Origin of the sequence: Arthrobacter sp. NPDC090010 (assembly GCF_044748305.1) — a bacterium.
In the GTDB taxonomy this organism is placed as follows: Bacteria; Actinomycetota; Actinomycetes; order Actinomycetales; family Micrococcaceae; genus Arthrobacter_E.
The window spans coordinates 77,829-103,963 of record NZ_JBIVFT010000003.1 but is presented as its reverse complement, the minus strand read 5'-3'; the positions used below and the strand labels follow the sequence as shown (position 1 = coordinate 103,963).

Genomic DNA, 26,135 nt, shown 5'->3' with positions numbered 1-26,135 from the left:
GGGACTGTGCTCAACTGGCATCTCGCGAGCAGGGGAGTGGGAGGCGCCTCAGGCGAGGACGTTCAGAACGTGTTCGACGGCGACGGCGACGGCCGTGCGGGCCGGGGCGGAATACTTGCGCGGGTCCGTCAGGGCGGGGTTCGCGTCCAGGGCGCTGCGGACCGCGCCGGTGAAGGCGACGTTGAGCGCTGTGCCGACGTTGATCTTCACCATCCCGCTCGCCACGGCCCGGCGCAGTTCTTCGTCGGGCACTCCCGAGGAGCCGTGCAGCACGAGCGGTACCGGAACAACGGCGGCGAGGCTCCGGATGAGGGCCCGATCCAGGGCCGCGGTCTGTTCGGTCATGGCGTGCGAGGAACCGACCGCGACGGCCAGCGCCGCCACTCCGGTGTCGTCCACGAACCGGCGGGCCTCGCTGGGGTCGGTGCGGACACCGGGTGCGTGGGCCCCGTCCTTGCCGCCGATCTCGCCCAGTTCCGCCTCGATCCAGACGCCGTGCGCCGCACCCCACTCCACCATGGCGCGGGTCTGGGCGACGTTCTCCGTGAACGGCAGGTGCGCGCCGTCGTACATGGCGGAGCTGGCGCCCAGTGCTGCGGCCCGCTGGAGCAGGTCGACGTCGGTGATGTGGTCCAGGTGGAGCGAGGCGTCAGCCCCGGATTCGCGGGCCGCGGCCGTGATGGCCGCCGCGATGGCGGTGGGGGAGCCGTGGTACGTCACCGCGTTCTGGCTCAGCTGCAGGATGACGGGCCGGCCGGCGCGTTCGGCACCGGCCAGGATCCCCTGGGCGTGTTCGAGGGTGATGACGTTGAAGGCGACGACGGCGGCCTGGCGGGCTTGCGCGTCGGCGACGAGTTCGGCGGTGGTGACGAGGGGCATTCGGGACTCTCAGGGTCTTGGGCGGAGAAGTTATTTCCAATAGTATTGGGTTAAATCCAAGCAAATACAACCCTTTGCCGAAGGAACACCATGATCCTCACCGTCACCCCGAACCCGGCCGTCGACTGGACCGTCACCACCGACGACTTCGCCTTCGACGCCGTCAATGTCGCCAGCTCCAGCACCCGGGAGGCCAGTGGCAAGGGGATCAACGTCTCCGTGGCTTTGCAGCGCAACGGTGTCCGGACCTTGGCGCTCTTCCCCGCCGGTGGGGGAACCGGCGTCTTCATGGCGGAGCAACTGGCGGCCATGGGAGTCGCTGCGCTCGCCGTGCCCAGCGGGGCCGAGGTGCGCACGAACATCACCTTGCGCGTGCCCGGGCATTCCGGAACGAAGATCAACGAACAAGGAGCCCCGCTGGGCGAAGAGCTCGCGCAGCGCCTGCTGGACGCGGTCCGCTCCGCGCTCGTCGGGGCCCTCGAGAGGCATGACGGTGTCGTCACCCTGGCGCTGTGCGGCAGTCTTCCGCCCGGAACCCCGGAATGGTTCCACCCCGCTCTCGTGGGCCTCGGACGGGAGCTGGGGGCGGCCGTCGTCGTGGACGCTTCAGGGGAGGTGCTCAGGCGGGCATTGCCTGCGGGGCCCGGCCTGGTGAAGCCGAACGTGCACGAACTCGCTGCGGAGACCGGACGTCCGCTCGCCACGGTGGGCGATGTCGTGTCCGCCGCGCGGGAGCTGCTGGGCCGCGGCGCGGGAGCCGTCCTGGCGAGCCTGGGGGCTGACGGCATGGTGTACGTGGACGCGGAGTGTGCCCTGCACGGGAAGGCCTCGGCAGTGAGCGTGCTGAACACGGTCGGCGCCGGGGACGCCTCGCTGGCAGGGTTCCTGGCGGCGCGCGCCGGCGGAGCCGCGCCGGCCGAGTGCCTGGCCTCGGCGATCCTCTACGCCTCCTCCGCGGTGGGACACGCGACGACGCTGTTCGACGTCGACCCCGCCCTCCGCGAACGGATCACGGTGACCGCCGAGCCGGAAGCGGGGCTGGAGCTCTCCGAGCCTGCCCAGCCGTGAAACCCCGGCTCAGAACGACGCCACGGTGAGGAGCGTCCGGCCGTGGACGCTGCGCGGCTCCACGTCACCGGTTTCGACGAAGCCGAGTTTCGCGAGCACACGGCGTGAGGCGATGTTCCAGTCCCAGACCGTGGCCCAGAACCGCGTGTGCCCCTCGGCCCGCGCGTACTCGAGGACCGCCGTGGCGGCCTCCGTGGCGAAACCCTGACGCCAGACGGAGCGGAGGAACTCGAAGGCGAGCTCGGGTTCCTCCGGCAGCCCGTGATCGGTGGGGGTCAGCCCGCAGTATCCGATGACCTGGCCGGAATTTCTCAATTCCGCGACCAGCAGCCCGGGGTGCGGGCTGTGCTCATAGCGACGGACCCAGTCTTCGAGGTCTTCCACGGTGGGGTGTCCTTCGGCGTCGATGCGACGGTGCGCGGGGACACGTGGATCCCGCTCAGTCCACAGCCGACGCGAGACGAAGGCATCCGTCACGCGCCACGGCCGCAAGATGAGCCGCGCCGTCTCGAGCGTCCCGGGAGAACCTTGTCCCGGGACATGGGCCCCACCCGCCGGGTCCCCCTCGCTCATGGTTCCCGGGAATGCCGGATCGTGAGCCAGGCGAAGGCCTCCAGATCCTCGTCGGTGAGATCGAAGGGCTCGCCCGCTTCGGAGAAGAACGCCACGGTGGTGCCGCTCGTCTCGCGTCCGGCCATCTCCCGCAGCTCGGCCTCGGGAATCCCCTGGCGATAGCGCTGCACCCAGGACCCCTCGGCCCGGTGGTTCTCGTGGATCAACAGCGAGCTGAACGCCGCAACGGTCGACATCCCGCGTCGTGGCAGACCGTCGGGAAGCAGCGGCGGGTCCTGGTCGTCGAAGAAACGGAGGTCCTTGGTGGCCATGACGGGCTTCCGGATGACCTGCCCGTTCCCGTCAGTCCGGGTGTCCGTGCCACGTCCGTCGTCGGCCACCGAGACCCATCCGTTCGGCCAGCTGCGTACCAGGAGCATTCCGCGGCGTCCTTGGGATTCGGCCTCGTCGTTCGCATAGGCGGCGATTTCGAGGATCTGGTGCCGCCGGCCGCCTCGGCCGTACACGTCCGCCGCCCGCTGGATGGTGTGGAGATGCTCGACGTCGAGGTCTTCAGTCCAGTCGTGCGTGGTGGCGGTCCAGTGCTTTCTGTCTTGTGGCGCCTCGTCCTGTGGCTCTGGGTCCCGTGCCGCCGCGTCCTGTGTCATGGAGTTCTTCCGCTGTTCGTTCGGACAGGTGTCTTCGGCGAGCCTATGGGCCGCTCCCGGGGAAGGCAACCGTTCGCCGGCTCCTTCCGTTTTCCCAAGGCGGGGTCACTTAGGGCCCAATTCAGGCACCGGATTGGGCCCTAAGTGACCCCGCCTTGGGAAGGGAGGGCCTCCCGCTGTGACCGATCGGGCGGCACAATGGTCGGATGGATGCGCAGGAACGGCAGTCGAGGATTCTGGATCTGGCCCGGGCACAAGGGCAGGTGGACGTGGTCTCCCTGGGCCAGGGCCTCGGAGCTGCGGCGGAGACGATCCGCCGGGATCTGCGCGTACTGGTCGACCGCGGTGTCCTGCGGCGTGTGCACGGCGGCGCCGTGGCGGTGGAGACCGCGGGCTTCGAGTCCGACGCCGGGTACCGGGCCACCGCCCACGTCGGGGAGAAACGACGGATCGCGTCAGCGGCTGCCGCGATGCTCCAGGGTGCGGAAACCGTCTTTCTCGACGAAGGGTTCACCCCGCGGCTGATCGCGGAGGAACTCGCGTCCGAGGCTCGCCTGACGGTCGTCACGGCGTCGCTTCCGGCGGCCCAGGCGCTCTCCCGCAGCCCAGGAGTGACCGTTCTGCTGCTAGGCGGCCGGATGCGAGGACGCACGCTCGCCACGGTGGATCATTGGGCGCTCCGGATGCTCGGTGAGCTTCAGATCGACGTCGCATTCCTGGGTGCCAACGGCATCTCCCGGGAGCACGGCCTGACGACGCCGGACCCTGCCGTTGCGGCGGTCAAGCAGGAAGCCGTCCGGCAGTCCCGTCGCCGGATCCTGGTGGGCACGCACACGAAGTTCGGGGTCACCAGTTTCTGCCGGTTCGCCACGGTTCCGGATTTCGAGGCCATCGTCACCGACGGGGCCTTCTCGGCCCATGAAGCCCAGCGATATGAGGCGCTCGGCCCCCGCGTTCATCGGGTCTGACGACGACGGCGGGTGGCCGCCGTCGTCAATCGGTCACGAAGTGGTCATGATTCCTAGCCCAAACGGGCGCCGTCAGCGGTTCGTCTCCTGCTCATAATCGTGCTGTCCTCACATCCTCTCGACAGGAGCAGCGAAGCATGAACAGCTGGACGAACGGACCGGACCGTCGGTCATCGACCGGTTCATTCGGATGGCCGAATGACCGTATTCGCCCGAAGACCGTCCGGGCGATGCCCGTTTCACCTGGGCGTATCGCGATGGGTGTGGCGGATGCCACAATCGATCCCAGTCAAGCAGTCAGCTTCGGGCGGAAACTCTAAGAGACGGGCAGTCATGTATCCAGTGGAACGTCATCGATGGATCATCGAGACGGCCCGTGCCGAGGGCCGGCTCGAAGTCCCGGAGATCGCGGGACAGCTGGGTGTGGCCGTTGAGACAGTCCGACGGGATCTCAACGTCCTGGAGAAACGGGGGCTCATCCGCCGGGTGCACGGTGGGGCCATCCCCGTCGAGAAGCTCGGTTTTGAAAGCACCCTTCTGGCAAGGGGGTCCTCGCACCCGGAGGCCAAGGCCAGAATCGCTCAGGCGGCACTCGAACACACCGACGAGGTGGAATCAGTCTTCATCGACGAGGGCTCCACTGCCGCCGCCTACGCTGCTCAGCTCCGGCCCAACCGGCCGATGCTGGTGGTGACCAGTTCCCTTCCCGTGGCGAGTCAGCTGGCGACCCGCCCCAACCTCGATGTCATCATCCTCGGCGGAAGAGTCCGCCCGAACACGCTCGGCGCGGTGGATCACTGGGCCACGGACATGCTCGGGCGTCTGGTCCTCGACCTGGCCGTGGTGGGCACCAACGGCGCCACCGGCAAACACGGGCTCACCTGTCCGGACTCGTCGGTCGCCGCGGTCAAGTCATCGGCGGTGCGGTCAAGCCGCCGGACCCTTCTGCTCGCCGACGAATCCAAATTCGGGGTGGATTCCAGCATCAAGTTCGCAGATCTTCATGACCTCGACGCGGTGATCACCGAGAAGACCGTGCCGGAGTCCCACCTTCAGCCTTTCCGCCGGCTCGGAGTCCAGATCACCCAGGTCTGACCCGTCGGCTCGGCACCCTCACGACCCCTCGCCTCACTACACCCTTGCCTGAAACGGCCCGGAAGAAAGAAAATCACGTGCTCACACTCACGAAGAATCGACGCATCGCGGCGTCGCTCGCCGTACTCGCCCTGGCCACCACGGCCCTGTCCGCCTGCTCCGGCGCAGGCGGCGGGGACGCCGGAGGGGATGCCAACAGCATCAATGTGCTCATGGTCAACAACCCTCAGATGCTGGATCTGCAGAAGCTCACTGCGGACAACTTCACCAAGGAGACCGGTATCAAGGTCAACTTCACGGTGATGCCGGAGAACGACGTCCGGGCCAAGATCAGCCAGGAGTTCTCCAGCCAGGCAGGTCAGTACGATGTGGCTTCGCTCTCCAACTACGAGATCCCGTTCTACTCCGACAACCACTGGCTGGCGCCCCTGGATGACACGGTGGCGAAGGACGCCTCCTTCGACCAGAAGGACATCCTGCCCGCCTACACGACGTCCCTGACCGGCAAGGACGGCAAGCTGTACGGCGAACCGTTCTACGGGGAATCGTCCCTGCTGATGTACCGCAAGGACGTCTTTGCGGCCAAGGGACTGACCGTGCCGGCGAATCCCACCTGGGATCAGGTGGCGGACCTTGCGGCGAAGGCCGACGGCGCGCAGCCCGGTATGAAGGGCATCTGCCTGCGCGGCCAGCCGGGCTGGGGTCAGGTGTTCGCGCCGCTGACCACGGTGGTGAACACCTTCGGCGGCACCTGGTTCGACAAAGACTGGAACGCACAGGTCAATGGCCAGGGCTTCAAGGACGCCACGAACTTTTATGTGAACCTGGTCAAAGCCCACGGAGAAGCGGGCGCCGCGCAGGCAGGTTTCACCGAATGCCTGAACAACATGGTCCAGGGCAAAGTGGCCATGTGGTACGACGCGTCGTCGGCCGGCGGCTCCCTGGAGGCAAGCTCCTCGCCGGTGAAGGGCAAGATCGGGTACGTCCAGGCCCCGGTGAAGCAGACCAAGCACTCCGGCTGGCTCTGGACCTGGTCCTGGGGCGTGCAGGCGGCGTCGAAGAAGCAGGACGCCGCCGGTAAGTTCATCGCCTGGGCGAGCTCCAAGAAGTACGAGGAACTGGTGGCCAAGCAGCTCGGCTGGGCCAAGGTGCCGTCCGGCAAGCGCAGCTCCACCTACGAGAACCCCGAGTTCCAGAAGGCGGCCCCGTTCTTCGCCGCGGAGAAGGAAGCCATCTTGAACGCCGACCCGAAGAACCCGGGAGTGCAGCCTCGGCCCACCGTGGGTATCCAGTTCGTCGGCATCCCCGAGTTCGCGGATCTCGGCACCACCGTCTCGCAGGGTGTCAGCTCAGCGATCGCGGGTCAGACCACCGTTGACGAAGCGCTGGACAAGGGCCAGCAGGCGGCCGAGAAGGTCGCCCAGAAGTACAAGAAGTAACGCTCCCAACCCACTCGCGGGGTACCCGTCCTGACAGGCCGGGTACCCCGCACCCCAGGAGACCATCATGACCACCACCGCCATGCCGGTGACCGGGCGCCGCCTCGGACGGGCGCCGTCGCCCAAGCCGACCGCGCGAGACCGGGCAGCCGCCTGGGCCCGCCGCGCGCCGCTCCTTCCGGCCCTCATCTTCGTCATCCTCACCACCCAGATCCCGTTCGTCGTGACGATCGTGATCTCCTTCATGAACTGGAACGCCCTCAAGCCCGGCGAAGTCGGGTTCGCCGGGCTGAAGAACTACGTGGAGGTCCTCAGCGACGGCGACTTCCGGCAGGCCATCCTGGTCACCATCGTTCTGACGGTGTCGGTCGTGCTGGCCTGCCTCGTGATCGGCCTGTGCCTGGCCTTGCTGCTGAATCAGAAGTTCCTGGGCCGGGGGCTGGCCAGGACGCTGCTGATCGCACCCTTCCTGGTGGTTCCCGTCGCCGCGGCCCTGGTGTGGAAGCACGCCATCCTCAACCCGGGTTACGGCCTCATCAACGGTGTGCTGACCTGGATCGGACAGCTCACCGGCAACCCAGATCCGCCCCAGCTGGATCTGCTCACCACCCACCCGCTGCTGGCCGTCATCATGTCCCTGGTCTGGCAGTGGACGCCTTTCATGATGCTCATCCTGCTCGCCGGTCTGCAGTCCCGCCCGGCCGACGTGATGGAAGCCGCCCAGATGGATGGAGCCACCGGCTGGCAGGTCTTCCGCTACATCACCCTGCCCCATCTGCGTCAGTACCTGGAGCTCGGCGGCCTCCTCGGCGCCATCTACATCGTCCAGAACTTCGACGCCGTGTTCACGCTCACCTCCGGAGGTCTCGGCACCGCGAACCTGCCGTACGCCGTCTATCAGACCTTCTATTTCGCCAATGAGTACGGGACCGCCTCGGCCGCGGGCGTCATCGTCGTGATCGGCAGCATCATCGTGGCGACCTTCGCCTTGCGTTCCGTGTTCACGCTCTTCAAGAAGGAGGCAGCCCGATGAGCAGCACCGCACCAAGCAGCGCCGCACCCGCCGGCACCGCGCACACCGTGCCGGCCCGCCGTCGTCGTAAGTCGCGCCTGGACCCCACCCGCAACAACACCGCCGCCGGCATCGTGGCGTGGGTTCTGGCCTTGTTCCTCGCCTTGCCCGTGCTCTGGATGATCCTGACCGCGTTCCACAGCGAACAGGACGCCGCCACGAACCCGCCGTCGGTCCTCGCGCCGTTGACCCTCGATTCCTTCAGCCAGTTCTTCGGTTCCGGCTCCGGCGTGAACCCGTGGCCCCCGCTGATCAACTCCGCCATGGCGAGCGTGTTCTCCACGGTCCTCGTCCTGCTCCTGGCGATTCCGGCGGCTTACGCCCTGGCCATCAAACCGGTGAAGAAGTGGACCGACGTCCTGTTCTTCTTCCTTTCCACCAAGATGATGCCCGTGGTGGCGGCCGTGCTGCCGCTGTACATCTTCGCCAAGAGCACCGGGATGCTGGACAACGTCTGGTTCCTGATCTTCATGTACACCTCCATGAACCTGCCCATCGCGGTGTGGATGATGCGTTCCTTCCTCGCGGAGGTACCGGTGGAGATGCTGGAAGCGGCGCAGCTCGACGGCGCCAATCTGGTCATGGTGCTGCGCAAGGTGGTGGCGCCGGTGGCGATGCCCGGGATTGCGGCCACGAGCCTGATCTGTTTCATCTTCTCCTGGAACGAACTCCTGCTGGCCCGCGTTCTCACGGGGGTGAGGGCGGGCACCAGCCCGGTCTTCCTCACCGGGTTCGTCACCAGCCAGGGCCTGTTCCTCTCCCAGGTGTGCGCGGCCGCCGTCGTGATCTCATTGCCGGTGCTGATCGCAGGCTTCGCCGCTCAGGACAAGCTGGTCCAGGGCCTCTCGCTCGGGGCCGTGAAATGAGGGCGGCACTCATCACCGAACCCGGGACGGTGGAGGTTCTGGACGTCCCCGACCCCACTCCTGGGCCCGGCGATCTGGTCCTCAAGGTCGCCTCGGCCGGGATCTGCGGCACGGACCTGCACATCCTGGGCGGTGGCTATGCGAAGTCCCTGCCGCTGATCCCCGGGCACGAGTTCGCCGGGGAAGTGGTGGCTGTCGGCGCCGGGGCCACCGGGTTCAAGGTGGGGGACCGGGTGACGGCGGACCCCAATATGCCGTGCCGTGCGTGCCCGTCCTGCCGGGCGGGCCGGGGCAATCTGTGCGATGAGCTCCGCGCCTTGGGCGTCAGCGAGGCCGGAGCCATGGCCGAATACCTGCGGGTCCCCGCGAGGCTGGCCGTGAAGCTTCCGGAGCACGTGGCCCTGGAGGACGCCGCCCTGATCGAGCCGCTGTCCTGCGTGATCCACGCCTTCGACGTGCTGAGCCTGAAGGTGGCCTCCCACGTGCTCATCTACGGTGCCGGGACCATGGGGCTGATGCTGCTGCAGGTGGCCAAACGGGCCGGTGCTGCGAGCGTACGCCTGGTGGACCTCAATCCGGAGCGTCTCGCCACTGTCGGCCTCCTGGGCGCCACCGGCGTCGCGGCGGGCGCCGATGAGTTCGACAGGCCGCAGGGCTGGGACGTGGTCATCGATGCCACGGGCAGCCCGAAAGCCATCGTGGACGCTCTCGGCCGGGTGGCCCGGGGCGGCACGTACCTCCAGTTCGGGGTGCCGCCGGAAGGCGTTCGTGTCGAGTTCGATCCCTTCCGGGTCTACCACGAGGAGATCCGCATCCTGGGATCCATGGCCGTTCTGAACAGCTTCGAGCGGGCCGCGGATCTCTTCGCCACCGGGATCATCCCTCCGGAGGTCTTCATCAGCCACCGCTTCCCCCTGGAGCGCGCACCGGAGGCCATGGCCTTGTTCGCTTCAGGACAGGGCCGGAAAACCCTCGTCCTCCCAGGGCTCTGAAGCTTCCGGACCCCCTAACCTCTGAATCATCAGCGTATAAAGGACACACTCACCATGCCGCATCTGAAGACCGTCCTCGTGGTCGGGGACAAGTTCATCCCCACGCAGAGCTACGCCACGTGCCTCGAAGGCACCGGGCTGGAGCCCCGCTACATCGACTGGGCGGGCGAGAAGGCCGAACAGCACGCGCTCCAGACAGTCATGGAGCACGAAGGCCCGAACTCGGTCGGGACGCCCGTCGAGATGCTGGAGAACATCGCCGAGGCGGAGGCGATCGCCTTCCACTTCGCCCCTGTCACCCGCGAACTGCTTGATGCCGCACCCAGACTCAAGCTGATCTCGGTGGCGCGCACCGGGGTGGAGAATGTCGATGTCGAGGAGGCCACCCGGCGCGGCATCGGCGTCGTGCAGGCGCTCGGACGCAACGCCGGTGCCGTGGCCGAGCTTCAGATCGGGCTCATGCTCGCGGAAGCCCGCAACATCGCCCGGGCGGACGCCTCAGTGAAATCCGGCGCGTGGCGGAAGGACTTCCCGGGGGCACGGATCGAGATCCATGGGCGCACCGTCGGCATGGTCGGGTTCGGGCATGTGGGCCGCATCTTCAGCGAGCGGATCTCCGGTTTCCGTCCGCGGTTGCTCGCCTTCGACCCCTATGCGAGCGATGACGCGCTGGCCTCGTCCGGCGTCGAACGCGCCGAAACGCTGGACGACGTCTTCCGGGAGAGCGATTTCGTCCTCGTCCAGGCCCGTCTGACCCCGGAGACGGAACGCTTCGTGGGGGCGGCCCAGTTCGCCCTCATGAAGCCGAACGCCTACTTCATCAACGTCTCACGCAGCCGCCTGGTGGACTACGACGCTTTGTATGCGGCGCTCGCGGAGGGCCGCATCTCCGGCGCGGGTCTGGACGTCTTCGACGAGGAGCCGCTCGCCGTGGACGACCGCTTCCGTGCCCTGGACAACGTCACCATCACCACGCACTTCGGCGGCGATACCGAGGACACCAACGCCATGTCCGCACGCCTGGTGGTCGAGGCCATCGCGGAGTTCGCGGAGACCGGCAGGGTGCCTCGCGCGCTCAACGCCCGGGAGCTCGGATGGCGTTGAGCGCCGGGGGCCAACGGACCGAGCGGTACTTCCTGGGGCTGGATGCGGGCCAGACCTTCACCAAGGCGGTCCTCTTCACTGAGGAGGGGCGTCAGGTGGCGCGCGGGGCGGCGTCGGTCGCGACCTCCTCGCCGCGGGCTTCCTGGCAGGAGCGCGACCCTCACGAGCTGTGGAGGGCCGCCGCGGCCGCGATCCGTGAGTGTCTGGTGCAGGCCGGCGTCGTCGGTGCGCAGGTGGCCGGAGTGGGTCTCTGCGGCCACAACGACGGCGCCTATCTGGTGGACGACGACGGCGAGCCCACGCGCGCTGCGATCCTCGCCACGGATGCGCGCGCCGTGGCCGAGGCGGCCGAGCTGGGCGAGGGCGCCCGGGGTGAGGAGGCGCTGGCTGAGACCGGCCAGGTGCCCGCCCCGTACAGCCCGTCGTCCCTGCTGAGCTGGCTGGGACGGAACGAGCCGGAGACGCTGGAGCGCAGCCGCTGGTACTTGTTCTGCAAGGACTGGCTGCGGCTGAAGCTGACCGGGGAGGTGGCCACCGACCCGTCCGAGGCCAGTGCCTCCTTCACGAATCTGCACGATCAGCGGTGGTCCGATGAGGCGCTGCGGATCTACGACCTCCAACATCACCGGAGGCTGCTGCCGCCGCTCGTGCCGAGTTCCGCCGTCGCCGGTCACGTGACGCGGGCCGCCGCGGAGGAGACGGGACTCGCAGAAGGAACGCCCGTGGTGACCGGCGCCCACGATGTGGATGCCGCGGCCCTCGGCATCGGTGCCATCGAGGTGGGTTCGCTGAGTCTGGTGATGGGCACCTTCAGCATCAATCAGCTGGTGTGGGACCGCCCGGTGAGCGATCCTCGCTGGCAGGCACGGACGTTCCTGGAACCCGGCCGCTGGCTGCACATGTCGACGTCGCCGAGCAGCGCCTCGAACTTCGAATGGGCCATGCGGAACTGGGGTGGCGGGGCCGACTACCCGGAAGTGATCGAGTCGGCCCGGCTGCTGGATCCGCAGGCGTACCGGGACGCTCCGCATTTCCTGCCGTATCTGTACGGGGCACCGCTGGGGCACGGGGCCGACGGTGCGCGGCTGAGCGGGTTGCGTGGCAGTCATGACCGCCACGACGTGTTCCGTGCGGTCCTGGAGGGTGTGGTGCATCAGCACCGCTGGCATGTGGACGCGCTTCGCTCGGCGTTCTCCTTCTCCGGGGCTGCGCGGTTGTGCGGCGGTGGGGCGAAGAGCGAGCCGTGGACGCAGCTGCTCTCCGATGTGCTGGGCGTCCCGGTCGAGGTCACGGACTCCACCGAGGCCGGGGCGCGGGGAGCGGCGCTGCTTGCGGCGATCGGGGTGGGGGCTTATTCGGGTCTGAGGGAGGCCGTCGCGACCGCGGTCACGGTGGTCCGCCGCCATGAGCCGCAACACCACTGGGGATCAGTCCTTGAGGAGCGGTACCAGGAATTCCTGGGCTTGCTGGGTTGAGCGGGTCTTGTGTGCTGAGAAATCGTCCGACAGGGTTCCTGATGGACTATTTCTCAGCACTCGATGGGTCTCAGTCCTCGGGTCGGTAGGTGCACCGGGCCGAGCCGTAGACTGACGTGCTCTCCTGCTTGGACACGGACTTGCCGTCCACGAGGATTTCGCAGCCGAAGCTTGGGTTGGGGGTCTCGCTGTCGCGACCTCGCACATTCAGGCTGAGCGAGCCGTCGCTCTTGGCCTGGACCGTGGTGGTGGTGTCCTTGTTCACCTCAAGGGCGCGGCTGCTGCTGCCGGACCCGCCGCTGGCGGACCAGCGGGAATCGACGTCGGCCTTGCCGTTCGCGGTGACCTTGAACTCCACGGTGACGTCCTTGGAGGGCTTAGGAGTCGAGTATCGGGAGAACGACTTGTAGTAGTAGCAACTGCTGCTCGCGCTCTTGCCCTCGCCGGTCTCCTTCGAGACGGACTGGCCATCGATGATGATCTCGCAGCTGATCTTGACATTCGCATCTTTGTAGTCTGCGGAGTTCGCCGAGACCCTGAAGCTGTCACTGGCCTTGGCCGTGAACTCCTTGGTGAAGTCCTTGCTGACGGTGACATCCGAAGAGCCTGTGGGCGTCGAGTAGCGGGCGTCCGCCGCCCCGGTGGTGGTCACCACGTATTTGACGGAGACCTCCTTGTTCCGCTCCTCGTTGTAGGACTTGAGGGGGTCTGAACCGAGCGGAGCCCTCGGAACGGTGGAGGTCAGCGCCGCGAAAATGGTGATCATCAGGAGTGCACCCAGGAGGCCCAGGACTCCGAGCCCCATGCCGATGCCCGCCATGACCTTGCCGTTGAACTTCTTGGCCAAGGACACGATGCCGAGCACGATGGCGATGAGGCCGGCGATGAGGGCGACGATGTTGATGACCGGGATCCACGCCGTCGCGAACGCGATGATGCCGCAGACCAGAGCGGCGATCGCCAGGCCCTTCGGCCCGGTGGGAGCCGGCGTGAACGGGTTGCCCGGCGCTCCGTACCCAGGCGCTCCGTACCCAGGGGTGCCGTACTGCGGTGTTCCGTATTGGCCGCCGCCCTGCTGGCCTCCGCCGTACTGGTTCCCGCCGAACTGGGGTGCACCGGGCGGAGGAGTGCCGTACGAACCCTGCCCGGGATACGGCGGCTGGGGCGTACTGCCCGGCTGCTCTCCAGGCTTCCCGCGCTCAGGTTCCTGACCCGAGGAAGGTGTGGTGTTCGACATGATGGCCTCCGAGCGATAGGCAAACGACTGTATTATCCCCTGCCAACATCGTAGGTCATCGGCCCGGGATGGGCAGCACTCAGGGACCGGAAAACCGGGGGTTGAAGTCCCCATTGACGGTGCGGGGATCCTCGCCTATGGCCTCAGACCACTTCGACGGCGAGGCCCGCGGAGCGGAGCTCGTCCAGCTGGCTCTTGGTGATGCCGCTGTCCGTGATGAGAAGGTCGATGTCTTCGAGTGTCGCATGCTGGACGGTGCTCACCGAACCGATCTTGCTGTGGTCGCTGAGCAGGACCCGCTTGCAGGCGCTGCTGAGCATGGCTCGCTTGACCTGGGCCTCCGCGGCATCGGGCGTGGTGAGCCCCCGCTCAGGGTGCAGGCCATTGGTTCCGAGGAACGCGACGTCGGCGTTCAGGGCGGCCAGTGAACGCAGAGCCCACTCGTCCACCTCCGCAAGGGTTCGGCTGCGGACCCGGCCGCCCAGGGTGAAGACCTCCAGGTTCGGTCGGCCCAGCAGCTTCAGGGCGATCGGAAGGGTGTTCGTGAAAACGGTCAAGGAAGGGCCGCTCGGCACGAGATCCGCCAGGCGCTCCGTCGTGGAGCCGGCGTCGAGCAGGATGGAGCCGTCCGCCGGAAGATGCGCCAGCGCTGCCTCTGCGATCCGGGTCTTTTCGCGGGAGAGGCCGGTGCGCTCCTGGACCGGAGGCTCGAAGGAGGCGGACTCGGCGGGGATCGCTCCACCATGGACGCGCTGAAGCTGCCCGTGGCGTTCGAGGTGGATGAGGTCCTTGCGGATGCTTTCCAGACTGACCTCGAAATGCCCCGCGAGCTCCCGTGTATCCACGCGCCCCTCGGCCCGGAGCAGGGCGAGGATGCGTTGCTGCCGCTCGCCCGCGAAGACGGCTCGCTCGTCTGGTCCGCTGAGACTCATGTGTTCCTGCCGCTCGTCCATGTGTGATCACAGCCTACCGAGTGCTGGGCTGACCGCCCCGGTCGGTGATGTCAGCCGTTCTGGCTCGTGGCCATGGTGCCCACCGTGTACTTTGTGCCGAGCTCGACGCTGTCGGGGACTTCGCGGCTGATCTGGGAGTCGCAGTAGATCACGTTCCAGTGCAGATGGGGTGCCGACGCCATGCCGCTCTGGCCCGAGTAGCCGAGGAGCTGACCTTGCTGGATGGGCGTGCCCGCCGTCACCGAAACCCGGCTCAGATGCGCATACAGCGTGCAGCGGTTGTTTCCGTGATCGATCCGCACCTCGACATCCCCGGCAGTGGCCGTACCGCTGAACACCACGAGCCCGGAAGCGGAGGCGGAGACCGGCGAGCCCATGCCGAGCCCGAAGTCCACGGCATCCTTGTTGTACTGCGGGAGGATGCCTTTGGCGTGCTCCGCAGGGCCTTGCAGGATCGAATAAGAACGGCCCTTGGGGAACGGCAGTCTGTAGGGCTTCAGGCCCGCCGTCGTCGCCGAGACCACCGTCGCCGCGGAGGTGCGCACCGCCGTCGTGAAGCCCGGCTGCGTGGCGGTGACACGCACTGAGAGCTGTGCGCCTATCTGGCCGCTGCTCAGGGCCAAGGTGCTGTTTGTTGCTCCTGGGATCGGGGTGCCGTTGCGCAGCCACTGATAGCCGAGCGCCACGTTGCCGGGACCCCAGGTGCCGGCGAGGGCGGTGACGGTCTGGCCTGCGGCGAAATATCCGCGGATGACCGGCACCGGTGACGGTGCGAAGGCGCGCCGGGTCGCCAGCGCGGCCGAGGTGCGCGACGTCGCCGCGTAACCGGCGAGGCTCGCGGTCGTCCGGAAGCTCACGGAGGTTCCGGCGTCGGCCGCTGTCAGGACGTAGGCGGTGCCGGTCGCCCCGGCGATCGGGGTGCCGTTACGCAGCCATTGGTAGCCGAGGGCGGGGGCGGGAGACCATGTGCCGACAACGGCGGTGAGGCGGGAGCCGGCGTCGAGCCCTCCGCTGATGGTCGGTGTGGGTGCTGCGGCGAACTGTTTTCCGGCGCGGACCGGAGCGCTGAGTGCGCTTGCCGGGTTGTAGGCGGTGGCGTTGCCCGTGACGAGGACGGTCAGGTCCGTGTTGGTGTCGGCCGCCACGACTTTGTAAGAGGTGCCGCTCGCGCCGGGGATGGCCGCCCCGTTGCGCCGCCACTGGTAGCTGTAGGACGGTGCGGGGGACCAGGTCCCGGGCGTCGCGGTGAGGGTCTGGCCGGGGGTGGGGATGCCTGAGATGACGGGTGTGCCGGGGATGAGGGTGCCGCGGGTGACGGCTGGCGTTGCCGTGGAGGTCCGGGTGGCGTTGGCGAATCCGGGCTTGCTGCCGGTGACGCGGACCGAGACGGTTTTGCCGAGGGCGCTCGCCGGCGGCGTCCACGTGGGGGCGGTGGCCCCTGCGACAGGTGTTCCGGCCAGAAGCCACTGGTATCCGAAAGTGGCTGCCGGATCCCAGCTGCCCGGCAGTGCTCTGAGCGTCTGACCGACCGCCGCGGTTCCGCTCACCGTCGGGTTCGGGGCCGTGGTGAAGGGATCGGTGCAGGCGGGCGTCACGGGGGAGTTGGACTTGGTGTCGATATCGATGTCGGCGACGAAGCCGCCGTCGCTCGTCTTGTACCAGAGGTCGTCGAAGCCGCCATTGGGCAGCCAGGGGCTGAAGTAACCGGTGACCGCCTGGCCGCGGGCGTAGCACGTGAGGGCGAGGTTCTGCTTGGCGTTGTACCAGCCCAGTTGGGGACTGTTGAGCGTCGGCTTGGACATCTTCTGGGTCTTGACCGCCACGGTGCCGGTGGGAGTTGCGGCGAGAGTGGCTGGCGGGGCGGCGAGCAGGAGACCCGCGCTGAGAAGGAGGGCGGCGAACGCCGCAACCGGTCGTGTTTTCATGGTCCCTGTTCTCATGCCTGCGTGGTGCGCGCTGGTGAGGGCGCGTGCGAGTTTTCCCCTGGGACCAAGGATACGGGTGGGGCGTCTGTGGCGGGAGTGGTGTTGTTGTGGCCGCGGGTGGCCCGATGCGCTGTGAAGATGCCGCGAGACGGCAGTTGTTCACAGTGTTGAACGGAAACACTGTGAACAACTGCCGTCTCGCGAGGGCCTGCTGGGCTTGCCGGGTCAGCGGACGGCAAGCTCTCCGAGTTCGGACCAGCCGTCGACCTTCACGTTCACGATGTCGGGGGTGCGGGAGAGGTAGGCCGGGAGTTCCTCCTGCGCCTGCTTGAAGTGGGCGGAGTTCACGTGGGCGCCGCCGGCCTCATCATCACGGAAGCCCTCGATGAGGACGTAGGTGGTGGGGTCGCTGAGCGAGCGGGACCATTCGTAGAACAGGCAGCCTTCCTCGGCACGGGTGGCTTCGGTGAAGGCGCGGGAGATCTCCGGCCAGTTGTCGGCGTGCTCGGGCTTGACCGGGAACTTGGCGGTGATGAAGATCAAGGGTTTTTCCTCCAGAGGTGTCGTGTCGGCGATCTGCCTCTGGCCATTAAATCCGACGACGGCGCGTAACGGGGGGTACTACGCGCCGTCGTCACTGGACTGGCCATGAGGCCGATTGTGAGTTTATCGGCGGAGTAGCGGCTAAGGGAAGAGAATGTTCAAATGTAGGACATATTTCTTCATGTGACTGCATCAGGCCTGTGCTTTCGGGGGTCTCAGTCGAAGTAGAGGTGTGTGTGGAGGCGGCAGCGCTCGTTGAAGAGGGCTCCGCAGCTGGGGCAGGTGTCCGCGGATAGGTAGGCCTCGATAGTGAGTTCGTGTTTGCAGACGCCACAGAGGATGGCGTGTTCGTCGCGCGCGTCGCGTGGCCACGTCTGGGCGGGATGGCTCGCGGTTTCCTCGTGGCAGAGGTGGCAGGGGTAGTACTCGCCGCAGCAGGCGAACTTGATGGCGACGACGTCGACCGGGGTGCGGTAGTGGATGCAGCGGGTCTGGTCATCGACGGTAGGGCCGAGGACTGGTGGGGGAGTCGGGGCGTGCTGTGCCGGCATGAGTCGATGGTCCCACGGGGTGATCGGATTAGTCTGGAGTAAATGTAGGTCTGGGCGGATGTCGGGGGGTGATTCTGTGGTTGCGGGGCAACACGGCTTGTCGGGTCCGGCTCGATGGAATCCAGCGGAGCAAGAAGCGATTCGACGAGACATCTTCGCTTGGCTTGAACGTCGGGAGATGGAGGCTGGCGGCTACGAGTTTCGGCGGGAATTTCTGCGGACCAAGTACGTCTATCAGGGACGCGTCATTCCCTTGATGGATGCCCAGACCGGAATTTGGAACCCTGCGGGATTCGATGCGACGCTATCGGTCACCACTACGTTGAAAGGACCTTACGCGGACGACGTTGGGGGTGCAGTCCTTAAGTATTCGTACGAACGACTGCCGGGGCGGCCGCTGACTAGTGGGCGCAATCTAAAGCTTCGGGCGGCGGCAGTCAGCGAGACGCCACTCATTTTGTTCCAAGAGATCCTTCCTGCGCTGTATCTGCCTCGATATCCAGTTTTCGTCGAACGGGACGATCCCGATGAAGGCTACGTATACCTCGGCTTAGAGGAGTCCCTCGACTCGTACCAAGACATGTCCCAATCGCTTGTTCCTGGACCTCGATACGCCGAGCGATGGATAAAGACGCGACTTCATCAGAAGCGGTTTCGCTCGTTGGTCTTGCACGCGTACGAGTCGCGGTGTGCGGTGTGCCTGCTCTCGCAACCGGTGCTTCTTGATGCGGCGCATATCACTCCGGACGGCGCTCCCGGGAGTATCGCGGCGGTGAGTAATGGACTCGCTCTGTGCAAACTCCACCATGCCGCCTATGACGGCAATTTGCTCGGTATCGACGGGGACTATCGCGTATCGGTCAAGGATGAGGTGCTCGCGGAATCTGGTGGTTCGATGCTGAGGCACGGCCTTCAGGACATGGACGGTTGCGCCATACGCGTCCCGCGGCGGGCGTCGGAGCGACCTGACCCGGAGCGGTTGCAGCGCCGCTTCGTGGAATTCTCAGGGAGTGTCACAATCCGCCTGTGACTTGTGGCACATGTTGCGTCTTGCAAATATGCCCAGGTGAAAACTTTTGTTTACCGAAGCGCAGCCTCGCTGCTTGCTCTAACCACCCTTGCCGCCGTTTCGGGGTGCGGTTCTCCCACTGCCGCGCCGTCGTCGTCGGCCGGCCCAACGGCGACCCACAAGACGGTGGTTCTCCTGGACACCGGCAACACGGGCCGCAGCGTCATGTCCGAAGAGATCGCTAAGAAGTTCCTCGCGGATAAGGGCTGGACCGACATCACGGTGCTAGGACGCGGCATCAAAGTGGACCCCAAGGACACCTCGCCGGAGAAGCACGCTGCCGAACTTCTCAAAGCGCGTGGGATCGACGTTTCTTCGCATGTTGCGGCGCAACTCACGGACGACGAGGCCAAGATCGCCACGATCATCCTTCCGGTCTCCTTCAAGAACCTCGGCCAGGTGGTCACGTTCAAGCCGGACACCCGCGACAAGAGCTTCCTCCTCGGCGACTTCGCGCTCGGAAAGCAGGAGGACATTGAAGACGCCTGGGGCAAGGAGCTTCCGGCCTATCAAAAGGCTCTGGCTCAGATCGACGAGTACGTTCCCGCGGCCCTGACGAAGATCCACGAGGGTAAGTAATCCTCGCCCTGCCTCGCGAGGGGACAGTTGGCGCCCTTAAAACTCCGGTTTAGGGTCACCAACTGCTCTCTCGCGGGACTCGCCACGCTATCGCAACCACGCCGGCTGAGCCGAGCCTCGCGGCATGAGGGTTGTCGTGTAGAACCCCGGCGTCTGGGACATCCTGACCTGGTCGGTCACTCCCTGGTAGAGCCCCAAGGGTGTCTGGGCCGCGAAAGTCTCCGGGTCAAGGTATTCGTGGCCGGGTGCTTTACCGGCAACCTCCGCAGCATAGGCCTTGTCGATCGAACCCAGGGACCTCAGCCATAGCGCCGTCCGAGTGAGCGAGACCGTGACCTTGTAGGAGCCGCCCTCGGTGGCCCGACGCATGAGCGCCTCCAGGACGCCCAATTGCAGGAACCACGAGGTGATGTAGTCGTTCACCACGGGCACCGAGGGCAGGCTCGGCACGCCGTTCTCGCCCTCCAGCATGAGCACACCCGCCAGCGCACCTGCGGTCTGATCGAAGCCGACACGCTTGGCCCATGGACCGCTCTCGCCGTTCAGACTCACCGTCGCGTGGATGATCCCCGGGCGCAACGACGCCGCGGTTTCGACGTCCAGGCCGCGTCGCGTCAGGTAGTCGGGCCGCCTGTTCGCATAAAAGACGTCAGCTTGGCTCAGCAACTCCCGCATGCGTTGCGCGTCTTCCGCCCTCTTGAGGTCCAGCCGGGTTGAGCGCACGCCGACGTTCGATGTCGCATACAGCACTGGAATCTCGTACTCGGCCGGATCCCAGACGTTCAGCACTTCGGCGCCGTGCAATGCCATCGCTCGCCCGGCTCCGGCGCCGGCGATGACGTGCCCGCGACCCAGCATCCGCACTCCGTCCAGCGGTGTGCGGGCGCCCGGCGCAAATGGTTCCGGTGCGCTGTCGCCGATCTTCTCGACGACGACGGGCGGCATGTCCCGCAGTACCTTCAGGTACTGCTCGGTCTGCATCAGTTCCTCCGTGGTGCGGATCATCGGCATGATGATTCCCGCGGCCTCGCCTGCCTCCTCAAGGCTGGCGGCATCCCACCCCGCTATCGCCTTGGCCACGGATTCACGCCGTTCAGGAACGCCCAAAAGCGCGGCAGTGTCGTTACGCAGCCGAGGATAGGGCCCCATGGGGTGGACCCACCGGCCGTCCCGGGTCTGGTAGAACGCATCCAGGGCGAAGGCGTTGTCCACTCGGGCGGGGTCGCTGAGCGGATAGCCGCCAAGCAATTCCCAGGTGCGGTCGTAAAAGGGGCAGAGGCGGTGCGGCGCGGTGCGTAGATCCATGGCGATGTCCTGACCTCGTCCGCCACGCAATTGCCACAGCTTGGCGATCGCCACGGACTTCGCCACCAGGGCGATGCCGGTGCCACCGGCCAGTCGCGAGGCGCTCGGAAGGACCGGATCCGCGCCGATGAAGTCGATCTCGCCTCCGGAATCCTGGGGAGTCATGCCGACGGTGGCGAGGAGTTCGCTCAGGTGCTGTTGCGGGCTGAAGATGTCATCGGCAGCCGGTGCGGCCAGGAGCCGGGCATCCAGATCCGGAGTATTCGCGCTCATGCCGCAGCCTCCGTGCCTGCCGAAGCCCCGCCGTCGTGCGCTGCCAGGGCACGGGAGACGGCGCGCGTGGTCTCATCGCGCCAGGCGGCCAGCCGTTCATAGTTTTCCGGGCCGGTGCCGTAAGCGGCTTCGACCTGGGTGACGATCTCGCCGGTCTTCGCCGGGTCGGGTTCGCCCATCTCGAAGGTCATCTGGGATCCGACGTGCTCCATCAGGTGCCGGATGCCGCCCGGCCCGCCGCCCAGGTGGTTGCTTTCGAACGGTCCGGTCACGGCCCAGCGGAGCCCGAGGGACGCCCGGACCAGCTGATCCAGCTCGCCGGCTGAGATGATTCCCTCCTGCACCAGGTAGCGGGCCTGATCCCCGAGGGCCTTCTGCAGGCGGTTCCCGACGAAACCGGGGATTTCACGCTTCAGGGCGATGGGGAGTTTCCCCAGCTCGCGGTACAGCTCGACGGCGCGATCCACATGGCGCTGCTCGGTCGCGGGTCCGGGAACCACCTCGACCAAGGGCATCAGTTCCGGAGGGTTGAAGGGGTGTCCGATGAGGATCCGGTGCGCCGCTGGGTTGCCCTCGGCGATCAGCGACGGCAGCAGGGACGACGAGGAGGAGGCGAGGATGACGTCGTCGCGCGTGTGCTCGGCGAGGTTCGCGTACATCTCCCGCTTGATGTCCATGCGCTCCGGGCCGGCTTCCTGCACGAAATCGGCCTCGCGCAGGGCCGTGGGCAGATCCGTCACGAGGTGCACTTTCACCCCGCGAAGCTCGCGCTCGACGACTTCCGTGAGGTCCGGCCGCGGATCGCTGATCTGGACGTTCCAGCCGTTCTCCGCAAAGAGCCGGGCCCAGGACAGTCCGATCACTCCCGCTCCGATGATCACGACGTTCTTCATGATGAGCCTCCGGAATCTCTTGAGTCTTGGTATTCCGGTTATCACTCTACGCTTGCGTTGCAGAATGCAACATAGATCAGCGACGATGTGTCCGAGGGAACAGGTGACGCCCCTAAAACTCGGTTTTAGGGGCGTCACCTGTTCCTTCGCGGGGGCTCAGGAGTCGATCGTGCTCATGTCGCCGTAGCGCTCACCGACGACGGCGTCGCGCGGCACCGCTTCTTCGAGCGCCGTCAGCTCGGCCTGGCTGAGCTCCAGCGACGCGGCGCCCGCGTTCTCCTCCAGGTAGTTCACCCGGCGGGTGCCAGGGATCGGGACGATGTCCTCGCCCTGCGCCAGCAGCCATGCGAGTGCCAGCTGCCCCGGGGTGCAGCCGCGCGCCGTCGCAAGTTCCGTTACCCGCGCCGCCAGCACGAGGTTCGCTTCCAGCGCCTCGCCCTGGAAGCGCGGGAAGTAGGCGGACGAGCGCGCGTCGCCCTCGCCACTCACGGACGACGCCGTCATGGTGCCGGTGAGGATGCCGCGGCCGAGTGGGGAGTACGGGACCAGTCCGATGCCCAGTTCGCGGAGGGCCGGCAGTACGGAGTCTTCGACGTCGCGGGTGAAGAGCGAGTACTCGGTCTCCACCGCGGTGATCGGGTGTACGGCGTGAGCGCGGCGGATGGTCGCGGCCGAGGCCTCGGACAGGCCCAGATGCCGCACCTTGCCTGCCTGGACCAGCTCGGCCATGGCTCCGACGGTCTCCTCGATGGGGACGTTCGGGTCCACGCGGTGCTGGTAGTAGAGATCGATGTGGTCCACGCCGAGGCGGCTCAGGGAGGCGTCGCATGCCGCGTGGACGTATTCGGGCCGGCCGTTGATGCCGAGCCGTTCGCCGTTCGGGCCGCGCATGTTCCCGAACTTCGTGGCCAGCTGAACTTCGTCGCGGCGGCCGGCGATGGCGCGGCCGACGAGTTCCTCGTTGGTGAACGGGCCGTACATGTCCGCCGTGTCCAGGAAGGTCACGCCGAGGTCGAGCGCGTGCCGGATGGTGGCGAGCCCGGCATCGGGATCCGGGGTTCCGTAGAACTCGGACATGCCCATGCAGCCGAGGCCGAGGGCGGAGACGGTGAGGGGAGAAGTGGTGCCAAGAGTCCTGGTGGAAATCGTCATGGCATCAGCCAATCTCTTGGAGCGCGCTCTAAGTCAAGTGCCCGGTTTGCCGAGTCCTCTATCGGGTCGCGCTGGGCAGGCGAAGGACTCCTGGGTCGTAGCGTGATACAGGGCGATCTTCGCTTCGATTGCCGCCAGGTGCTCCTTCGCCTCGTGCAACTGTGCTAAAACGTGTTCCCGGTGCTCAACCAGGAGCTGTAGCCGCGCCGGAACCGAGGTGTCGCCGTCGCGCACCAAACGGGCATAGCGGCGGATCTCCGCGATCGGCATGCCCGTGGCCCGCAATCGTGCGATCATCACGATGCCGCCCACGTCCTGCTCGCTGTACGCTCTCCGACCCGACGACGCCCGCCCCACCTCGTGCGGCAGCAGCCCGTCACGCTCGTAGTACCTGAGGGTGTGCTGGCTCAGGCCGGTCCGCTCGGCGACCTGCGCGATGGTGAAACTCATGGTTCCAGTGTGCACCCGCACCCGTCACGCCGGGTCTTAAATGGGGAGTGCTAACTATTAGTCAGTAGGCTGAAAGAAATTGTCACATCCCCCGAAAGAGCTTTCATGTCCAAGTCTGCCCCGATGGTCCTGGCTGCCGTTTCCGTGCTCGTACTCACAGCCTGTACCGGTCCGGTAGAGGGTGGCGGTGGGATGACCACCGGTGGCCGAGCCATTACGGTCGGGACCACGGACAAGGTCGCCACATTGGATCCGGCTGGTGCCTACGACAACGGCTCGTACACGGTGATGAACCAGATCTACCCCTTCCTGATGAACCTCAAACCGGGCGGCACGGAGCCGGAACTCGACATTGCTGCCTCGGCCTCGTTCACTACGCCCACGGAATACACCGTGAAACTCAAGAAGAGCCTGAAGTGGGCCAATGGCGACACGCTTGACTCGGCGGACGTGAAGTTCTCCTTCGAGCGCCAGCTGAAGATCAAGGACCCCAATGGGCCCACTCCCCTGCTGGCGAATCTGGGCAGCATCGAGGCTCCGGACCCCCTCACCGTCGTCTTCCATCTCAAGAGCCCCAATGACCAGACCTTCCCGCAGGTGCTTGCGAGCCCGGCCGGCCCGATCGTGGACAAGGACGTCTTCCCGGCGGACCAGGTCCTCAGTGACGATCAGATCGTGGCGAAGAAGGCTTTCGGCGGCCAATATGTCATTACCTCCTATCAGAAGAACCAGCTCGTCTCTTTCAAGGAGAACCCGGAGTACCAGGGCCTGCTCGGCAAGCCCGCCGCGGACACCGTGAACCTCAGGTACTATTCGGATGCCAACAACCTCAAACTGGAAATCCAGCAGGGCGTCATCGATGTCGCATGGCGGTCGTTGAGCGCGACCGATCTCGACAGCCTCTCCCGGGATGACAAGCTCAAGGTGCTCAAGGGCCCGGGTGGTGAGATCCGTTACCTGGTCTTCAACTTCGACACCATGCCTTTCGGTGCGGAGACCCCCGAAGCGGACCCCAAGAAGGCTTTGGCTGTGCGCAGCGCCGTGGCGGATCTGGTGGACCGTGAGGCTCTCGGCCGACAGGTCTACAAGGGGCTGTACTCGCCGCTCTACTCCGTCATTCCGCAGGCTTTCCCTGGCGCTACCACCCCGCTGAAGACGTTGTACGGAAATGGCGCCGGCGGACCAAGCCCCGAGAAAGCGAAGAAGGCTCTGGCCGACGTCGGCATCACCGCGCCGGTCACCCTCAAGCTGCAGTACAACCCGGATCACTACGGTTCCTCCTCGGGCGATGAGTACGCTCTCGTGAAACAGCAGCTGGAAGCCACCGGGTTGTTTCAGGTGGAACTGCAGTCCACCGAATGGGTCAGCTATGCCAAGGCTCGCACTCAAGATGCCTACCCGGTCTACCAGCTGGGCTGGTTCCCGGCTTTCTCTGATGAGGACAACTACCTCACCCCGTTCTTTTCCGCCTCTTCGTTCCTGAAGAACCACTACAGCAATCCAGGTGTGGAGAAACTCGTGGCACAGGAAGCCCGCGAGACGGACAAGCCAGAGCGAAAGCAGCTCTTCGCACAGATCCAGGACGCAGTGGCGAAGGATCTCCCGACGCTCCCGCTGCTCCAAGGGTCGCTGGTGGCGGTGGCGCGGCGGGACGTCAAGGGAGTCGAGACTACCTTGGACACCTCGTCCAAGTTCCGCCTGGGGGTCATCAGCAAATGACCTCGCCTCGGAGCGACTGGTCCGCCGCCCGGCTGAGTGAGGCGGCACAGGCGATCGTCGAGGCGGACACCTTGCCGTCGATCGTGCAGCTGGGACACCCGGTGCTGCGCAGCCGGGCGATGCCATTCGAAGGACAGCTCGATGGTGGTGTTCTCGCTGCGCTCATCGACGTCATGCATCGGACCGTGCGTGCGGCCCCCGGCGTAGGTTTGGCCGCCCCGCAGATCGGACTGCCGCTCAGGCTCGCCGTGATCGAGGACTGGCGCGCCGCACAGGAGCGTCCCGACGTCCTCACCGCGCGTTCACGGGAGCCGCTGGACTTCTTCGCCTTGCTGAACCCCGAGTACGCCGCGCTGGGTGAGGAGGTGGAGACCTTCTACGAAGGCTGCCTATCCATGGACGGTTTTTCCGGCGTCGTCGGCCGCGCGGCCATGGTGAGCGCCCGTTGGCAGGACTCTGACGGGGTCTTGCTGCACCGCGAGTTCTCCGGCTGGCAGGCGCGGATCATCCAGCACGAGACCGACCATCTGGAGGGGACGATCTATGTGGACAAGGTCGTGACCCGCTCCCTGACCACCATCGAGGAATATGCCGCCCGTTGGAGCCAGCCCACCCCCCGCCGTGGCCGCACGAGAACTGGGGTTCTGAAGACCAAACCGCACTTGGAACCAAGCTGCGAATCCGCTGTTTACCTTGCGAAAGCGGCGAGTTCGGCTCATGCCACGTTTGTCCGTGTACCTGTAGCATCCTTCGTCCCGCGAGCGGGTAGTTGTTCATAGTTGGGCCGCGTCGGACTGCGATCAAGTATCTATTCCCGTTGTCGGGGGTGGGTGGTTTAAATGCCGCGACGGCGGGCACCCGGGTGGGTGTCCGCCGTCGCGGTGTGTGGCCTGTTAGTGGGAGGCCTGTTCCTGCTGGTCTGCGTTCTGTCCGGCCTGCTTGCCGGCGTTGCGCAGTGCTTCGGCGACCTTGTTCAGGGCCGGGACGTGCTGGGACTGCCATTCGTTCTTGAAGCGGTCTGCGTCCGGGCCCATCCACTGGGTTCCGTTCAGTGCGCTGGTGAGCTGGTTGCGCTGGTCGTCGATGCTGTGTGCTCCTGCATCGAGCTTCTTGCCCAGTGCCTTAAGCTGCTGTACGTCTGCACCCCAAACTGCCATTTCCCTACTCCTTTTGATAGTGATGGATCCGAACTGTGCCGGGTTCCCATGTCAGTGGTATTCCGTTGCGGGTTCCCGGCTCACCTCCCAGCGGGTGGTGGTTCGTTTCCGTGAACCTCTGGAACCAAACTATCCAATGAATGGACGAGCC

Annotated in this window: 26 protein-coding genes; 13 read left to right on the top strand and 13 right to left on the bottom strand. The window is 66.2% G+C overall.

Annotated elements, in window-relative coordinates; translation table 11 throughout:
• Nucleotides 1-48 precede the first annotated feature (48 nt).
• Nucleotides 49-879 (bottom strand): class II fructose-bisphosphate aldolase, encoded by an 831-nt coding sequence (locus ACIPXZ_RS05850; protein WP_400591286.1) that lies wholly within the window; start codon nucleotides 877-879, stop codon nucleotides 49-51.
• A gap of 90 nt (nucleotides 880-969) precedes the next feature.
• On the opposite strand from ACIPXZ_RS05850, the gene ACIPXZ_RS05845 reads away from it, so the two are divergent.
• On the top strand, nucleotides 970-1,947 hold the full coding sequence (locus tag ACIPXZ_RS05845; protein WP_400591284.1) for a 1-phosphofructokinase family hexose kinase: 978 nt from the start codon (nucleotides 970-972) through the stop codon (nucleotides 1,945-1,947).
• A 9-nt stretch (nucleotides 1,948-1,956) separates the two neighbouring features.
• Here the strand turns inward: ACIPXZ_RS05845 and ACIPXZ_RS05840 are convergent, their stop codons facing one another.
• Complete coding sequence (locus ACIPXZ_RS05840; RefSeq protein WP_400591282.1) at nucleotides 1,957-2,520, bottom strand: GNAT family N-acetyltransferase; 564 nt, start codon at nucleotides 2,518-2,520, stop codon at nucleotides 1,957-1,959.
• Nucleotides 2,517-3,167, bottom strand: a complete 651-nt coding sequence (locus tag ACIPXZ_RS05835) for an ATP-binding protein (RefSeq protein WP_400591280.1) — start codon at nucleotides 3,165-3,167, stop codon at nucleotides 2,517-2,519. Before ACIPXZ_RS05835 ends, ACIPXZ_RS05840 begins: the two co-directional genes overlap by 4 nt.
• A 206-nt stretch (nucleotides 3,168-3,373) precedes the next feature.
• On the opposite strand from ACIPXZ_RS05835, the gene ACIPXZ_RS05830 reads away from it, so the two are divergent.
• From ACIPXZ_RS05830 to ACIPXZ_RS05795, 8 genes are all read left to right on the top strand, one after another.
• Nucleotides 3,374-4,135, top strand: a complete 762-nt coding sequence (locus ACIPXZ_RS05830) for a DeoR/GlpR family DNA-binding transcription regulator (RefSeq protein ID WP_400591278.1) — start codon at nucleotides 3,374-3,376, stop codon at nucleotides 4,133-4,135.
• Nucleotides 4,136-4,468: 333 nt separating this feature from the next.
• The gene (locus tag ACIPXZ_RS05825) at nucleotides 4,469-5,230 is read left to right on the top strand and encodes a DeoR/GlpR family DNA-binding transcription regulator (protein ID WP_400591276.1); all 762 of its coding nucleotides are present in this window, start codon (nucleotides 4,469-4,471) and stop codon (nucleotides 5,228-5,230) included.
• A gap of 77 nt (nucleotides 5,231-5,307) precedes the next feature.
• Nucleotides 5,308-6,669, top strand: a complete 1,362-nt coding sequence (locus tag ACIPXZ_RS05820) for an ABC transporter substrate-binding protein (protein WP_400591275.1) — start codon at nucleotides 5,308-5,310, stop codon at nucleotides 6,667-6,669.
• Between the two features lie 82 nt (nucleotides 6,670-6,751).
• Nucleotides 6,752-7,702 carry a carbohydrate ABC transporter permease gene (locus ACIPXZ_RS05815; RefSeq protein ID WP_400591926.1) on the top strand — a complete coding sequence of 317 codons (951 nt, stop codon included), beginning with the start codon at nucleotides 6,752-6,754 and terminating at the stop codon, nucleotides 7,700-7,702.
• The gene (locus ACIPXZ_RS05810) at nucleotides 7,699-8,607 is read left to right on the top strand and encodes a carbohydrate ABC transporter permease (protein ID WP_400591273.1); all 909 of its coding nucleotides are present in this window, start codon (nucleotides 7,699-7,701) and stop codon (nucleotides 8,605-8,607) included. The genes ACIPXZ_RS05815 and ACIPXZ_RS05810 overlap by 4 nt, the downstream gene beginning before the upstream one ends.
• Nucleotides 8,604-9,599 (top strand): zinc-dependent alcohol dehydrogenase family protein, encoded by a 996-nt coding sequence (locus ACIPXZ_RS05805; RefSeq protein WP_400591271.1) that lies wholly within the window; start codon nucleotides 8,604-8,606, stop codon nucleotides 9,597-9,599. The genes ACIPXZ_RS05810 and ACIPXZ_RS05805 overlap by 4 nt, the downstream gene beginning before the upstream one ends.
• Nucleotides 9,600-9,653: 54 nt before the next feature.
• Nucleotides 9,654-10,703, top strand: a complete 1,050-nt coding sequence (locus ACIPXZ_RS05800; RefSeq protein ID WP_400591269.1) for a 2-hydroxyacid dehydrogenase — start codon at nucleotides 9,654-9,656, stop codon at nucleotides 10,701-10,703.
• Nucleotides 10,694-12,178 (top strand): FGGY-family carbohydrate kinase, encoded by a 1,485-nt coding sequence (locus ACIPXZ_RS05795; protein WP_400591267.1) that lies wholly within the window; start codon nucleotides 10,694-10,696, stop codon nucleotides 12,176-12,178. Before ACIPXZ_RS05800 ends, ACIPXZ_RS05795 begins: the two co-directional genes overlap by 10 nt.
• A gap of 70 nt (nucleotides 12,179-12,248) precedes the next feature.
• On the opposite strand, the gene ACIPXZ_RS05790 is transcribed toward ACIPXZ_RS05795, so the two are convergent.
• From ACIPXZ_RS05790 to ACIPXZ_RS05770, 5 genes are all read right to left on the bottom strand, one after another.
• Nucleotides 12,249-13,415, bottom strand: a complete 1,167-nt coding sequence (locus tag ACIPXZ_RS05790; RefSeq protein ID WP_400591266.1) for a hypothetical protein — start codon at nucleotides 13,413-13,415, stop codon at nucleotides 12,249-12,251.
• A gap of 143 nt (nucleotides 13,416-13,558) precedes the next feature.
• Nucleotides 13,559-14,368, bottom strand: a complete 810-nt coding sequence (locus ACIPXZ_RS05785; RefSeq protein WP_400591264.1) for a DeoR/GlpR family DNA-binding transcription regulator — start codon at nucleotides 14,366-14,368, stop codon at nucleotides 13,559-13,561.
• Nucleotides 14,369-14,418: 50 nt separating this feature from the next.
• Nucleotides 14,419-16,293, bottom strand: coding sequence for a peptidoglycan DD-metalloendopeptidase family protein (locus ACIPXZ_RS05780; protein ID WP_400591262.1), 1,875 nt, complete (start codon nucleotides 16,291-16,293; stop codon nucleotides 14,419-14,421).
• A gap of 225 nt (nucleotides 16,294-16,518) precedes the next feature.
• Nucleotides 16,519-16,836: a putative quinol monooxygenase gene (locus ACIPXZ_RS05775; protein WP_400591261.1), complete on the bottom strand. Its 318-nt coding sequence runs from the start codon at nucleotides 16,834-16,836 to the stop codon at nucleotides 16,519-16,521.
• 215 nt (nucleotides 16,837-17,051) lie between these two features.
• On the bottom strand, nucleotides 17,052-17,387 hold the full coding sequence (locus ACIPXZ_RS05770; protein ID WP_400591259.1) for a CHY zinc finger protein: 336 nt from the start codon (nucleotides 17,385-17,387) through the stop codon (nucleotides 17,052-17,054).
• A gap of 178 nt (nucleotides 17,388-17,565) precedes the next feature.
• Here ACIPXZ_RS05770 and ACIPXZ_RS05765 point away from each other — a divergent pair, with 178 nt between their 5' ends.
• Together ACIPXZ_RS05765 and ACIPXZ_RS05760 are read left to right on the top strand one after the other, a co-directional pair.
• Nucleotides 17,566-18,417, top strand: a complete 852-nt coding sequence (locus tag ACIPXZ_RS05765; RefSeq protein WP_400591257.1) for an HNH endonuclease — start codon at nucleotides 17,566-17,568, stop codon at nucleotides 18,415-18,417.
• A gap of 36 nt (nucleotides 18,418-18,453) precedes the next feature.
• On the top strand, nucleotides 18,454-19,035 hold the full coding sequence (locus ACIPXZ_RS05760; RefSeq protein WP_400591255.1) for a hypothetical protein: 582 nt from the start codon (nucleotides 18,454-18,456) through the stop codon (nucleotides 19,033-19,035).
• Between the two features lie 87 nt (nucleotides 19,036-19,122).
• Here the strand turns inward: ACIPXZ_RS05760 and ACIPXZ_RS05755 are convergent, their stop codons facing one another.
• The 4 genes from ACIPXZ_RS05755 to ACIPXZ_RS05740 form a co-directional block, all read right to left on the bottom strand.
• Entirely contained in the window at nucleotides 19,123-20,613 is a 1,491-nt protein-coding gene (locus ACIPXZ_RS05755; RefSeq protein WP_400591253.1) for a CoA transferase, read from the bottom strand.
• Nucleotides 20,610-21,506, bottom strand: coding sequence for a 3-hydroxyacyl-CoA dehydrogenase NAD-binding domain-containing protein (locus ACIPXZ_RS05750; RefSeq protein ID WP_400591251.1), 897 nt, complete (start codon nucleotides 21,504-21,506; stop codon nucleotides 20,610-20,612). The genes ACIPXZ_RS05755 and ACIPXZ_RS05750 overlap by 4 nt, the downstream gene beginning before the upstream one ends.
• 156 nt (nucleotides 21,507-21,662) lie before the next feature.
• Nucleotides 21,663-22,652: an aldo/keto reductase gene (locus ACIPXZ_RS05745; RefSeq protein ID WP_400591925.1), complete on the bottom strand. Its 990-nt coding sequence runs from the start codon at nucleotides 22,650-22,652 to the stop codon at nucleotides 21,663-21,665.
• Between the two features lie 39 nt (nucleotides 22,653-22,691).
• Complete coding sequence (locus tag ACIPXZ_RS05740; RefSeq protein WP_400591250.1) at nucleotides 22,692-23,108, bottom strand: MerR family transcriptional regulator; 417 nt, start codon at nucleotides 23,106-23,108, stop codon at nucleotides 22,692-22,694.
• 105 nt (nucleotides 23,109-23,213) lie between these two features.
• Here ACIPXZ_RS05740 and ACIPXZ_RS05735 point away from each other — a divergent pair, with 105 nt between their 5' ends.
• Nucleotides 23,214-24,827 (top strand): ABC transporter substrate-binding protein, encoded by a 1,614-nt coding sequence (locus ACIPXZ_RS05735; protein WP_400591248.1) that lies wholly within the window; start codon nucleotides 23,214-23,216, stop codon nucleotides 24,825-24,827.
• Nucleotides 24,824-25,606 (top strand): peptide deformylase, encoded by a 783-nt coding sequence (locus ACIPXZ_RS05730; protein ID WP_400591246.1) that lies wholly within the window; start codon nucleotides 24,824-24,826, stop codon nucleotides 25,604-25,606. The genes ACIPXZ_RS05735 and ACIPXZ_RS05730 overlap by 4 nt, the downstream gene beginning before the upstream one ends.
• Nucleotides 25,607-25,720: 114 nt before the next feature.
• Here ACIPXZ_RS05730 and ACIPXZ_RS05725 read toward each other — a convergent pair whose 3' ends face one another.
• Nucleotides 25,721-25,984 carry a WXG100 family type VII secretion target gene (locus tag ACIPXZ_RS05725; RefSeq protein WP_400591242.1) on the bottom strand — a complete coding sequence of 88 codons (264 nt, stop codon included), beginning with the start codon at nucleotides 25,982-25,984 and terminating at the stop codon, nucleotides 25,721-25,723.
• Nucleotides 25,985-26,135 lie beyond the last annotated feature (151 nt).

Excerpts from the sequence above, each read along its gene's own strand:
- ACIPXZ_RS05770 (WP_400591259.1), bottom strand. The coding sequence starts at position 17,387 with ATGCCGGCACAGCACGCCCCGACTCCCCCACCAGTCCTCGGCCCTACC.
- ACIPXZ_RS05810 (WP_400591273.1), top strand. The coding sequence starts at position 7,699 with ATGAGCAGCACCGCACCAAGCAGCGCCGCACCCGCCGGCACCGCGCAC.
- ACIPXZ_RS05755 (WP_400591253.1), bottom strand. The coding sequence starts at position 20,613 with ATGAGCGCGAATACTCCGGATCTGGATGCCCGGCTCCTGGCCGCACCG.
- ACIPXZ_RS05830 (WP_400591278.1), top strand. The coding sequence starts at position 3,374 with ATGGATGCGCAGGAACGGCAGTCGAGGATTCTGGATCTGGCCCGGGCA.
- ACIPXZ_RS05725 (WP_400591242.1), bottom strand. The coding sequence starts at position 25,984 with ATGGCAGTTTGGGGTGCAGACGTACAGCAGCTTAAGGCACTGGGCAAG.
- ACIPXZ_RS05835 (WP_400591280.1), bottom strand. The coding sequence starts at position 3,167 with ATGACACAGGACGCGGCGGCACGGGACCCAGAGCCACAGGACGAGGCG.
- ACIPXZ_RS05765 (WP_400591257.1), top strand. The coding sequence starts at position 17,566 with ATGGAGGCTGGCGGCTACGAGTTTCGGCGGGAATTTCTGCGGACCAAG.
- ACIPXZ_RS05730 (WP_400591246.1), top strand. The coding sequence starts at position 24,824 with ATGACCTCGCCTCGGAGCGACTGGTCCGCCGCCCGGCTGAGTGAGGCG.
- ACIPXZ_RS05850 (WP_400591286.1), bottom strand. The coding sequence starts at position 879 with ATGCCCCTCGTCACCACCGCCGAACTCGTCGCCGACGCGCAAGCCCGC.
- ACIPXZ_RS05735 (WP_400591248.1), top strand. The coding sequence starts at position 23,214 with ATGTCCAAGTCTGCCCCGATGGTCCTGGCTGCCGTTTCCGTGCTCGTA.
- ACIPXZ_RS05795 (WP_400591267.1), top strand. The coding sequence starts at position 10,694 with ATGGCGTTGAGCGCCGGGGGCCAACGGACCGAGCGGTACTTCCTGGGG.
- ACIPXZ_RS05805 (WP_400591271.1), top strand. The coding sequence starts at position 8,604 with ATGAGGGCGGCACTCATCACCGAACCCGGGACGGTGGAGGTTCTGGAC.
- ACIPXZ_RS05815 (WP_400591926.1), top strand. The coding sequence starts at position 6,752 with ATGCCGGTGACCGGGCGCCGCCTCGGACGGGCGCCGTCGCCCAAGCCG.
- ACIPXZ_RS05740 (WP_400591250.1), bottom strand. The coding sequence starts at position 23,108 with ATGAGTTTCACCATCGCGCAGGTCGCCGAGCGGACCGGCCTGAGCCAG.
- ACIPXZ_RS05750 (WP_400591251.1), bottom strand. The coding sequence starts at position 21,506 with ATGAAGAACGTCGTGATCATCGGAGCGGGAGTGATCGGACTGTCCTGG.
- ACIPXZ_RS05845 (WP_400591284.1), top strand. The coding sequence starts at position 970 with ATGATCCTCACCGTCACCCCGAACCCGGCCGTCGACTGGACCGTCACC.
- ACIPXZ_RS05840 (WP_400591282.1), bottom strand. The coding sequence starts at position 2,520 with ATGAGCGAGGGGGACCCGGCGGGTGGGGCCCATGTCCCGGGACAAGGT.
- ACIPXZ_RS05825 (WP_400591276.1), top strand. The coding sequence starts at position 4,469 with ATGTATCCAGTGGAACGTCATCGATGGATCATCGAGACGGCCCGTGCC.
- ACIPXZ_RS05800 (WP_400591269.1), top strand. The coding sequence starts at position 9,654 with ATGCCGCATCTGAAGACCGTCCTCGTGGTCGGGGACAAGTTCATCCCC.
- ACIPXZ_RS05790 (WP_400591266.1), bottom strand. The coding sequence starts at position 13,415 with ATGTCGAACACCACACCTTCCTCGGGTCAGGAACCTGAGCGCGGGAAG.
- ACIPXZ_RS05785 (WP_400591264.1), bottom strand. The coding sequence starts at position 14,368 with ATGGACGAGCGGCAGGAACACATGAGTCTCAGCGGACCAGACGAGCGA.
- ACIPXZ_RS05780 (WP_400591262.1), bottom strand. The coding sequence starts at position 16,293 with ATGAAAACACGACCGGTTGCGGCGTTCGCCGCCCTCCTTCTCAGCGCG.